Source organism: Actibacterium sp. 188UL27-1, from assembly GCF_016901225.1.
GTDB lineage: Bacteria > Pseudomonadota > Alphaproteobacteria > Rhodobacterales > Rhodobacteraceae > 188UL27-1.
This window is the reverse complement of record NZ_JAFEUL010000001.1, coordinates 592,279-602,505: the sequence shown is the minus strand read 5'-3', so window position 1 is coordinate 602,505 and position 10,227 is coordinate 592,279. Positions and strand designations below refer to the sequence as shown.

Annotated in this window: 8 protein-coding genes and 3 pseudogenes; 2 read left to right on the top strand and 9 right to left on the bottom strand. The window is 59.0% G+C overall.

Going from position 1 to position 10,227, the window contains the following annotated elements; all coding sequences use genetic code 11:
- Positions 1–357: 357 nt before the first annotated feature.
- Together IU397_RS03105 and IU397_RS03100 are read left to right on the top strand one after the other, a co-directional pair.
- Positions 358–705 (top strand): annotated as a pseudogene (locus IU397_RS03105) (transposase); the annotation flags it as partial.
- A gap of 139 nt (positions 706–844) precedes the next feature.
- A pseudogene (locus IU397_RS03100) lies at positions 845–1,862 on the top strand (IS5 family transposase).
- 52 nt (positions 1,863–1,914) lie between these two features.
- On the opposite strand, the gene IU397_RS03095 reads toward IU397_RS03100, so the two are convergent.
- From IU397_RS03095 to IU397_RS03055, 9 genes and pseudogenes are all read right to left on the bottom strand, one after another.
- Entirely contained in the window at positions 1,915–2,274 is a 360-nt protein-coding gene (locus tag IU397_RS03095; RefSeq protein ID WP_204410529.1) for an IS3 family transposase, read from the bottom strand.
- The gene (locus IU397_RS03090) at positions 2,271–2,582 is read right to left on the bottom strand and encodes a transposase (RefSeq protein ID WP_204410527.1); all 312 of its coding nucleotides are present in this window, start codon (positions 2,580–2,582) and stop codon (positions 2,271–2,273) included. The genes IU397_RS03095 and IU397_RS03090 overlap by 4 nt, the downstream gene beginning before the upstream one ends.
- 58 nt (positions 2,583–2,640) lie before the next feature.
- Positions 2,641–3,439, bottom strand: a pseudogene (locus IU397_RS03085) (transposase); the annotation flags it as partial.
- Positions 3,440–3,540: 101 nt separating this feature from the next.
- Entirely contained in the window at positions 3,541–4,479 is a 939-nt protein-coding gene (locus tag IU397_RS03080) for a glyoxylate/hydroxypyruvate reductase A (protein WP_204410524.1), read from the bottom strand.
- Positions 4,476–5,624 carry a rod shape-determining protein RodA gene (rodA, locus tag IU397_RS03075; protein ID WP_204410523.1) on the bottom strand — a complete coding sequence of 383 codons (1,149 nt, stop codon included), beginning with the start codon at positions 5,622–5,624 and terminating at the stop codon, positions 4,476–4,478. Before rodA ends, IU397_RS03080 begins: the two co-directional genes overlap by 4 nt.
- Positions 5,625–5,633: 9 nt before the next feature.
- Positions 5,634–7,553, bottom strand: coding sequence for a penicillin-binding protein 2 (mrdA, locus tag IU397_RS03070; RefSeq protein ID WP_204410521.1), 1,920 nt, complete (start codon positions 7,551–7,553; stop codon positions 5,634–5,636).
- Positions 7,550–8,089 (bottom strand): rod shape-determining protein MreD, encoded by a 540-nt coding sequence (locus IU397_RS03065; protein WP_204410519.1) that lies wholly within the window; start codon positions 8,087–8,089, stop codon positions 7,550–7,552. Before IU397_RS03065 ends, mrdA begins: the two co-directional genes overlap by 4 nt.
- Positions 8,082–9,002, bottom strand: a complete 921-nt coding sequence (gene mreC, locus IU397_RS03060) for a rod shape-determining protein MreC (RefSeq protein WP_204410517.1) — start codon at positions 9,000–9,002, stop codon at positions 8,082–8,084. The genes IU397_RS03065 and mreC overlap by 8 nt, the downstream gene beginning before the upstream one ends.
- 20 nt (positions 9,003–9,022) lie before the next feature.
- Positions 9,023–10,060, bottom strand: a complete 1,038-nt coding sequence (locus tag IU397_RS03055; RefSeq protein WP_204410515.1) for a rod shape-determining protein — start codon at positions 10,058–10,060, stop codon at positions 9,023–9,025.
- Positions 10,061–10,227: the final 167 nt, after the last annotated feature.

Below are 10,227 nucleotides of genomic sequence, written 5' to 3'. Positions count from 1 at the left end.
CAACCACCGTCCGCACACAAGCCTCGCTGGTATGACGCCAGCCGAATATGCTAACCGGTCAAAGGAAGACCAAAACCTGAACAGAGCTAACCTAAATTAGCGGACTCTAAGGGGAGCAGGTCACGATCTCCAATGCGTCAACCGATTGTTATGGCTTTTTGTGAAAGTGATCTTTCCCGTTGATAGGGGCCGGTTTGCTCTGGGATCTTTCGGTTGATTTGTAATGCTAACAGGCAGCTTGGGGACCACAAGAGTCTCAAGTGCCGACGCGGCGGGTGTCATCAAGAACTCCGTTAGGTTGTGTTGACAACAGGGGTTCACACTGTATCGTCGGCATGCTTCACGCTGGTATCTGCGATGGAGACCGGCTTGGCACGAGACTTGATGACGGACGACGAATGGGCGTTCTTTGAACACGTCATCCTTGCTGCACATGCCCGGAACGGGCGCAAACCCTCCAATCATCGCAGTGTTCTGGACCGGATATTCTGGATTGCGCGCACCGGATCGCCTTGGCGGGACCTGCTCGAAGAGTTCGGCAAATGGTCAAGCGTTTACAGGCCGTTCCGGCGCTAGACGCTGGCGGGGCTGTGGGAGGACATTCTCGAAGCCCTGAACCATGGCGGAGCTGTTCCGGACGCCCTGCAAATGATCGACAGTCCCGTCATCCGCGACCACCACCAGGCAGCGGGCGCTAAAGGGGGACGCCGCGACAGGGTTTGGACCTGTCGCGTTTTCGTGCCGCTCCTGGTGCTCGTTTAGGCCACCTTGCGTTCGAATGCGACCGGGCTTTTCCAACCCAATGACTCTGTTGCACAAATGCTATGGAGGATTCATCACGTGAATCCAGCGTGGTAGCTGGGCTGCATGGAGCAGACCTACCCCCCCGATCTACAGGACCAGGAACTGGCCGGCCTATAACGAAGCGCTCAAGCGCCGTGGCTCGCTGACGATCTGGTTCGACCCCGAGATGAGCTGGGATGCCTTGCCGACAGGCAGGCGTGGCCGCCAGCAGACCTATAGCGATGCCGCCATCCAGATGTGCCTTTCGATGAAGGTGATATTCGGCATGGCGCTCAGGCAGACGACCGGCTTCGTCGAGAGCCTGCTGCAGCTGGTTGGCCTCGACTGGACGGTGCCTGACTTCAGCACCCTGTCCCGCCGCCAGAAGACCCTGGCTGTGAACATACCGTATCGCGGGTCCAAGGGGCCGCTGCACCTGCTGATCGACAGCACTGAGATCAAGGTTGAGGGCGAAGGCGAGTGGCACACACGCAAGCATGGCGGCCCGAAACGGCGCGTCTGGCGCAAGATCCATCTGGGGATTGATGAGGAAACGCTGGAGGTTCGGGCCGTGGAGATCACAGGTAGCCACATCGGCGATGCGCCGGTGTTACCCGACCTGCTCAAACAGATTCCGGCGCACGAGCAGATCGGCAGCGTCACCGCCGACGGTGCCTACGACCCGGGGCTCTGCCCGTTCAGGGCTGAATTGATCCTCCGGATCAATTCCGAGACGCCCTTCACCGCGCAAATGCCACGATGCCATCGCTGACCGTGACGCCCACGCTGTCATTCCGCCCCGCAAGAACGCCAAACAGTGGAAGACAGTCACCGCCGGCGCGGTCGCACGAAACGAAGCACTGCGGGCATTGAAATACCTCGGTCGTGCCCTCTGGCGACGATGGAGCGGATACGACCGCCGAAGCCGCGTCGAAACGAAGAGGCACTGTGTGAAACTGCTGGGGCAGCGCCTCATGGCACGGGACTTCGACCGACAGGTCGTCGAGCTTCAGGTCCGTATCGCCGTTCTGAACGGCTACACCGCGCTCGGCATCCCTGTCACAGAGGCCGCGGGATAAGTCCGTTCGGGAAAAGGGGAACCTCGGCCATCTGGCAATTTGCGCAACAGAGCTAATCCGCATAGAAGTTTCGGTCCACCAGATCACTGGCTGACCGGGCGCGTGGATCGCGTTCTGTAGTGACAACGAACTTGCGGCGGCTGACGCCCCTCAAGCCTTTGGCTTTCATGAGGCGTTCAATGCGCTTGCGACCAACATGCACACCTTCATCCGCCAGTTCAGCATGAATGCGTGGCGCACCATAGGTTTCCTTCGATACCTCGTGGATGGTGACGATCCGGTCGGTGAGCGCATCATCGGCAGCCTGTCGGGCACTGGGCGGGCGGCTGTGATGGGCGTAGAAACCGCTGCGGGATACGCCCAAGGTACGCGACATCACTTGGACAGAATACTCGGCTTGGTTTGCGGTCATGATTTCGAAGACCTCCGCGATGTCACGTCGTTGTGTGCAAACCAAGCCGCGGCCTTTGATAAGATGTCCCGCTCTTGCCGAAGCTGCCTGACGTCTTTGCGCAACTGGCGCAGTTCTTCCATTTCTGTGCTGGTCAGGCGGTCATCACGTTCATCATCATCGACACCGGCCTGTTTGACCCAATCATGGATTGTCGCAGCACAGCGCTCATATTCCCGCGCCAGACTTTCAACACTGCGACTAGCTCGCGCCAGCGCAACCAATTGTTCCCTGAATCCCGTCGGGTAAGGGTTCCTCGTTCTCGGCATGGAAAACGCTCCTTCATCAGTGAAAAAGTGTCCACGAAACCGGGGGAACTCCAACTCCATATCGAGTAGCGACGCGCCGCCAGTCTTTCAGCATGCCGAACATGATTTCTACCCGATTTGTCGCTTGTCATACTTTACCGGTGTCTTCCGCTGTTTGCGGCCCGGGACGCAGGCGCGTATCCCCTAGTCTGGCAACGCTTCTCTGAACCAATCGGCATCATAGCCGCGATCTCCGAGAAATCAGTCCACTTTCGGTAGGCTACTCACCAATACCTGCGCTCCGATTCAGTCGCCGACCCTTTGCCAGGCAGGCTATTCGGCAAAGCCAAATCTGCCGACAGGGGGACCCGCAGTGATGAACAGGTTCAAAGGGACGTCATGCGCCATTGTCGCTCGGATCGATGTTGCTAACCTGGCTCATCTATCACAGATGGCGTGCAGCTTTGTGTTCATGCCGCCCCTGGTGCGACCAATCAGGCGTCCACGCCCGCTTTTCACGCCCATACTGGAAGCCTTGCGATGTGCTTTGAGAGAGGTCACATCAGTCATGACGGTTTTCTCTTCGCCGTGATCGACAGCCAGACCCATCATCATCCGGGCAAAGACGCCCTGTCCGTGGCGGCACTCGAACCACGAGCGTTTGCCACTGACCTCCACCGCTTCCAACGGTTGTAGAGTGTTTTGTGCGGCTTGTATTCTGCAGGTGCATCGTGCCAAAGCAAGTCATTGCGATTGATGAAAATAATTTCACTCAGGACGCGCCGATCATCCACGCGTGGTTTACCATGGGACTTCGGAAAAAGGGGCTTGTCGTGATATGGAAAAGCAGGAGGCCATTCACCGACAGAGGCGACAATGGTCCTGAGCACGAAACAAATCGCGCAACGCCTGAAAGCGCAGTAATTTGAGACCATGCCAACAGTGCCCGCATGCAGTGAGAGCGGATAGGGAGCGGTCTTTAATAGCCGGTCTGTCGGTCGACCAGATGCAGGAATGGCTCGCCGGCTTCACCCCGGCGGATATTTTCCGCAATGACATGCGACGCCGTGTTGGCCCGGGTTTCCGATGCGATATGGGGCGTAACGGTCACTTTTGGATGCGTCCAGAAGACGTGGTCATTCGGCAAAGGCTCCACCCAAAAAACGTCAAGCGTGGCGTGGTCAAGATGGTCGCTATCCAAAGCGGCAAGCAGGGCCTCATCGTTGATCAATGGACCACGACCAGGATTGATGACAACGGCGCCTTTCGGCATCTGGGCCAGTCGCGTCGCATCCAAAAGGTTTTCGGTTTTTGAGGTTTGGGGCAGCAGCAGAACTAGGATCTGCCCGCCAGACAAAGCCTCTTGCAACCCATCCGTCCCGAACAGACACGTCACGCCGGAGACATGTTTGGCCGACCTGCTCCACCCCACCACATCAAAGCCAAGACCCGCCAGTGCCTGCCCAACCGTCGCACCAAGGGCACCCAACCCTAGGATGGTGACCCGCCGTTGACTGGCAAGCGGTGGTACAATGCGCAAGGCGTTCCAGTCGCCTTCCTTGCGGATCTGGGCATCCATACCCAGATGATGGCGCAGCACATGGCCGGTCACCCATTCAACCATTCCCTGGGTCAGACCATCATCGACCATCCGCGCGAGGGGCTGGGTGAGGGTCGGGTTATCCACGACCTCCTCCACCCCGGCCCAAAGGTTTAAAACAGCCTTGCAGCGTATGTAGGGAGTGAAGTCCTGTAGCGCACTATTGGGGGCATAGATCACATAGTCGACCGCATCCGGGGGGCCCAGATCCAGATCCAGCCGGTAGTCCAACCCCATATCTTCCAAGGAAAGTCGCAGGTGCGTTTCATATTCCGCCCACCGTGCGGCTCCCGCCGAAAACATGATGTTGATGGTCATACCCGTCCCCGCGGCCTGTGCACATGGGCTGATTGCACCAATCCAAACGCCAAGAGCAAGACCAACATTGCCGATCCACCATAGCTGACCAGCGGCAGCGGGACGCCCACAACCGGGGCCAGCCCCATCACCATCGACATGTTAACCGCAAAGAACAAAAAAAACGTCATTGCAACGCCGAGGATGAGCAGAGCCGAAAACCGATCCTTGTTCTGCAAGGCAGAGACCACGCAAAACAGGATCAATAGTCCATAGAGAACCAAAAGAGAGAAGGCACCGATGAAGCCAAATTCTTCTGCCAGCGTGGTAAAGATAAAGTCGGTGTGCTTTTCAGGTAGGAAATTGAGGCGCGATTGCGTGCCTTGCATGAATCCCTTGCCCGTCCACCCGCCCGAGCCCAAGGCGATTTTTGACTGGGTGATGTGGTAGCCTGCCCCCAGCGGATCATCGCCCGGACTGATGAAGGTATCGATCCGGTTGTATTGGTAATCCGCCAAAAGCTGCCATGCCGTACCGCGACTTTGAAACACGGCGGTCACGGCGCCAGCCCCGGTGGCCACCACAGCTGCGAAGTAAAGCCAATGGACCCCGGCGGCGAACATGACCAAACCACCACCTGCAACCAACAACAAGGCCGTGCCGAGGTCTGGTTGGCGCAGGACCAGAAAGGTCGGCAAAAGGGTGAGCATGACGGGGATCAGCACCCAGATCAGACGGCTGGTTTTCTTGAGGTCCAACCAGTCGTAATAAGCAGCCAACAGCATCACAAGCGTGATTTTCATCACCTCCGAGGGCTGCAATCGCATGAAGCCCAGGTCAATCCAGCGTTGTGCCCCGCCGCCGGTGCTGCCAAAAAGTTCGACCACCACAAGCAGTCCGATGGACATGACATAGGCCAGTGCCGCCGTGTTGCGCCAAACGTAAATCGGCACCATCGCAACCACGATCATACCGACCAGGCCAACGGCGAAACGCTTCATCTGCGGTTCAGCCCAACGGCCCATATCGCCCCCTGCCACGGAATACAGCATCAAGAACCCGACCGATGCGATGGTCGTCAGCAGAAGGATAATCGCCCAGTTCAGGTACAACACCTTGGACAGACCGGACGGCACCGTCTTGAGGTTATATTCCAGAAAGCTCATGGCGCTGCCTCAGGCCCGGTCGCTGATACCTGGGCCACCTTCGCCAAGGCCAAGGGGCAGGTTCTTTTGGCGTTGCTCAATCTCCCAATGCTGCTTTTTGGGATAAGCCTCCAACGGCGGCAATTCACCATACAACGCCTGCAACATGATATCGCGCGCGACAGGTGCGGCGGCACGAGAACCACCACCGCCATGCTCGATGACCACCGAAACAGCGTATTTAGGGCGGTCAAAGGGGGCGTAGGCCACGAACAGGGCGTGGTCGCGTTCTTCCCAGGGGACGTCTTCGTTGCGGACCACAACGGACCTGACCTGGCTGGTCCCCGTTTTGCCCGCCATGCGCATCCCTTCTGCGATAATCCGGCTGCTATAGGCCGTCCCACCCTGGTGGTTGGTCACCGCATACATGGCCTTGCGGATCTGGGTCATGGTCGTGGGGCCCAGACCCAATGGGCCACCATTGATCACGGGTTGTTCGACACCGTCGATGGATTTGACAAGTCGCGGCGCGATCCCCTGGCCCGTGGCCAACCGCGCCGTCATCACCGCCAATTGCAGGGGTGAGGTCAGCACGAAACCCTGCCCGATGGAGGCATTGAGGCTGTCGCCGACCACCCAATCCTGTTTATGCCGCTGCGCCTTCCACGATTTCGTTGGGGTAAGACCTTGGGCCACCGCAGACATCGGGATATCGAACTTTTCCCCCAGGCCAAGGCGGCGGGCCATGGCGCTTATCCGTTCGATCCCGGCACGTTCGGCCAATTCGTAGTAGTAGACGTCGCAGGAACGTTTCAGCGAAGTATGAAGATCGACCCAACCATGTCCACCCCGTTTCCAGCAATGAAAACGCCGCCCACCGACCTCCTTGTGACCGGGGCAATAGAACGTCTCGCCCGCTGTCACGACACCCGCTTCCAGAGCGGCCAGGGCAGAGACCATCTTGAATGTGGATCCCGGTGGGTAAAGACCCTGCACTGACTTGTTGGCCAGCGGGCGATGGTCATCGGCGGTCAAGGCGTTGTAATCAGCCTGACTGATCCCGCGGACAAACTTGTTTGGGTCAAAGGACGGGGCCGAAGCGATGGCCAACAGATCGCCGGTGTCCACGTCCATGACCACGGCACTGGCACTTTCAGGAGCCAGCCGGGCCTGGACAAAGCGTTGTAGCTTGGCGTCAACTGTCAACTGCACGTCGCGGCCAGCATCACCATCGGCCCGCTCCAACTCACGCATGACGCGACCGCGGGCATTGACTTCGACCTGCTTATTGCCGGCACGACCGCGCAGAACGGCTTCTTGCTTTTCCTCGACCCCGACCCGGCCCACCTGAAAGCGCGGCGTCAGCAAAAGGGGATCCGGGTTTTCGATCTTGCTCAGGTAATAGTCGCTGACCGGGCCCACATATCCCACGACATGGGCGAAATCGCCTTGGCGCGGATAAACGCGCGACAAGCCCACTTCTGGATGCACACCAGGCAGGGTGGGGCCATTGACAGCAACCTCTGCAATATCCTCCCAACTCAGTCGGTCGGCCACGGTGACAGGGGCACCGGGTGCCGCGCGGCGGATCTCCTTGCGAACATCTGTGATATCCTCCGCCGTGAGGGGGATCAGCCGTTGTAACAGCGCAAAAGTATGGTCCAGATCCTCGACATCCTCAGGCATCAACACCACGCGATAGGTCTGTTCGTTCGTCGCAATGGGCGTTCCGACCCTGTCAAAGATCAGCCCCCGATTGGGCGGGATAAGATCGTACCTGATCCGGTTATCTTCGGCCAACAGGCGGAACTTGTCGGCCTCCTCGACTTGCATGTAGCGCATCCGCCCGGCCAGAACGGCCATGAACGCGCCAGTGGCCCCGCCCAAAAGCAGGCCACGCCGGGTGATGCGGCTGGCGCTTTCCTCGATTTCGCGCTGTGGGCGTCTCATAGTCGGGCTCCCAGGGCAGACACCTCTTCGGGGGAGGCTTTCCGTATGCCCAAGACGAAAGAAGTAAACGCAACCACCAAAGGATAAACCGCAATCGTAAACAGGACCTGGATGCCTTGCGGACCAACCGCGGGCGCGTTCAACAGGAACAAGGACAAAATCAATTGGTCGGCCACGATCATGACAGCCAGCACGGCCGAGACCATGGCCCATTCCAGAAGCAACGGGATCTCTCGGCTGAAAGCCTGACGTGCGCGTAGGAATTCAGTTCCCACAAGAACCAGTAAAGTCCATAGACCCGGCGGACGCTGAAACAGAAGATCGCAGAACAGAAAAACGCCGACTATCAACGGCGCGGGCACGTATGAGGGGCGGCGCAGGATCCAGGCAAAGGTCAGCGCCAACATCAGATCCGGTCCTGGCCAACCGCCGGGCACCGTATTCAAGGGCAGGATGCGGACAAAGGCGAGCACTGCGATCAGCGCCACGAACACTCCCCGATAGGACCACAGACGTGCGGCGACCGGATCAACCATCATCGGCCTCCTGCGGTGCGGGTGTGGCGGGCGCTTCCGCCGTGGGCACAGGTTGCGGTGGCACGATCAACCCGCCGGCATCGTTGATGACCTCGGCCTCGTGACTGCGCATGACCCGCAGAAATTCCAACCGCTCATAGTCAGCGCTGAGCCGGACCCGCAGCCGCCGGTCGCGTCCTTGGGTCAACTGCCCAACCAGCAGACCAGACGGAAACACCCCGCCATCGCCCGACGTGACGACCTGATCACCGGGTCGCACCAGATCGGCGTTTTCCAGGAAATCCACATGTGGGGCTGTCGTGTTGTCTCCGGCCAATATCGCGCGCTGTCCCGACGGCTGGATCGTGATCGGAATGCGGCTGGCCGCGTCGGTCAGCAGCAACACCCGGCTGGTATTCTCGCCCACACCGCTGATCCGCCCGACAACGCCCAGACCATCCATCGTGGCCCAACCATCCATAATCCCGTCTTTGCGCCCGATATTCAGCAGCACCGACTGCCGAAACGGGGAGCCGCTATCGGCCACCACCACACCCGAAATCGAGGTCAGTTTTGGATCAAGCCGCACGTTGTTCAGCGCCAGAAGTTTGGCATTCTGCTGCTCCAACTGGATCGCAGCCTCTTTCCAGGCCTTCATCTGCTGCAATTCGCGGCGCAGTTCCTTGTTTTGCTCCCAGATCCTCTGATAGCTGCGAAAATCGTCGACCATACCTGACGCCTTCTGCACCGGAATGGATGCCCATTCAAAGCTCGGCATGACCTGATCGATCAGGGCTGCGCGAAACCGCTCCACCCGCGGGCTGTCGATGCGCCACAACAGAAAAAGCCCCAGACAGAACACCACCATGACCCCCACAAGGATGCGGCGGATCGGGCTGGCATAGTCGATCTGGGCACGGGTGTCGTTGGCCAATCGGATCTCCGAAGAGCGGTTTAACTATCGTAGTCTATAACGTGGCGCAGGCGCTTTTCATACTCCAACGCCTTGCCGGTGCCCAAGGCAACACAATTCAGCGCCTCATCGGCGACCGAAATGGCAAGCCCCGTCTGTTCGCGCAAGGCCAGGTCCAATTCGCCCAACAATGCGCCGCCACCTGTCAGCATTACTCCGCGATCCACGATATCGGCTGCCAGGTCAGGCGGCGTCGTTTCCAGCGCAGTCATGACAGCCTCGCAAATCTGTTGCACAGGTTCGTTCAGCGCCTCGGCCACCATCGCCTGGCTGACCTCAGTTTCCTTGGGCACCCCATTCAACAGATCGCGGCCCTTGATCAATTCCGACATGCCGCGGCCATCATCGGGCATGCGCGCCGTCCCGATGGAGGTTTTGATACGTTCCGCAGTGCTTTCCCCGATCAGAATGTTCTGCTGGCGACGCAGATAACTGATGATGGCCTCATCCATGCGGTCGCCCCCCACCCGAACCGACCGGGCATAGACAATATCCCCAAGGCTCAGCACCGCCACCTCGGTAGTACCGCCGCCGATATCCACGACCATCGACCCCGTAGGATCCGTGATGGGCATCCCCGCCCCGATCGCTGCCGCGATGGGTTCGGCAATCAGACCGGCCTTGCGCGCGCCCGCGCTCAGCACCGATTGGCGGATAGCACGCTTTTCCACTGGAGTAGCGCCGTGGGGCACGCAGACGATGATCTTGGGTTTGGTAAAGGTCGTGCGCTTATGCACCTTCCGGATGAAATGCTTGATCATCTCTTCAGCGGTGTCAAAATCTGCGATCACGCCTTCGCGCATGGGGCGAATAGCCTCGATACTGCCTGGCGTCCGCCCCAGCATCATCTTGGCATCCTCACCAACTGCCAGCACTTCCTTGCGACCTGCCTTGCTGTGATAGGCCACCACCGATGGCTCGTTCAAAATCACACCGCGACCTTTGACATAGACCAGCGTATTCGCCGTGCCCAAGTCGATCGCCATGTCTTGCGAAAACAACCCGTTAAAAAGGGACATGCCTGTGCGTTCCTTACCCCATTGATCCGCTGATCCCCGAGTCCCCCCGCGCCGCAGACTTCAGTGTTTATAGGCATGGTGCAGAGGGGTTGAAAGGGTTAAGGCATAGGCAACATGGCAGAGCTTTGCCGCTTTCCGTTGCGTTCCGGTGTCGTCGGACATCTGTT